This window comes from Marinobacter sp. EN3 (assembly GCF_000475315.1).
In the GTDB taxonomy this organism is placed as follows: domain Bacteria; phylum Pseudomonadota; class Gammaproteobacteria; order Pseudomonadales; family Oleiphilaceae; genus Marinobacter; species Marinobacter nauticus.
In genome coordinates, this window is the sequence record NZ_AXCC01000047.1 from 1 (window position 1) to 644 (window position 644).

The following is a 644-nucleotide window of genomic DNA, read 5'->3' on the forward strand; positions in this document are numbered from 1 at the left end:
AATGCTATGAATCAGACCGAACGTGTCGTCGACACCAATGTGCATTTTCATGCCGAAGTGCCATTCGTTGCCCTTTCTGGTCTGGTGCATCTCCGGATCACGCTTGCCAGTTTGGTTCTTGGTGGAGCTGGGAGCAGAGATGATGGTGGCATCTACGATGCTTCCTTCACGCAACATCAAGCCGTTTTTCTCCAGGTGTTTGTTCACCTCTTTAAACAGCGCCTTGCCAAGACCGTGCTGCTCCAGGAAATGCCGGAAGTTGAGAATCGTCGTCTCATCTGGCAAACGGTCCAGCTTCAGACCCGCGAAGTGCCGCATGGATTCGATCTCGTACAGCGCGTCTTCCATGGCCGGATCGCTCAAGTTATAGAACAACTGCATGCAGTGAACCCGCAGCATGGCAGGCAGCGGATAAGGGGGCCGTCCGTTCCGGCCCTTCGGGTAATAACGGGCTACCTTCTTCTCCAACTGCTTCCACGGAATCAGCTTGTCCATCCGTTCCAGAAAGATCTCGCGACGGGTCTTGCGCTTCTTGGTCTGGTATTCGGCTTCGGAGAAGGTGATCTGATCCATGCTGGCAACGATCCTATGCGATTGACGATGGCCGTATTATCGCTGATTTTGGAGACTTATTCAGAGCCTCC

Annotated in this window: 1 protein-coding gene; it reads right to left on the reverse strand. The window is 53.4% G+C overall.

Features of this window, described 5'->3' with window-relative positions:
- Positions 1 to 573, reverse strand: a 573-nt coding sequence (locus Q675_RS32465; protein WP_023011673.1) for an IS5 family transposase, incomplete at its 3' end; no start/stop codon positions are given.
- Between the last annotated feature and the right edge of the window lie 71 nt (positions 574 to 644).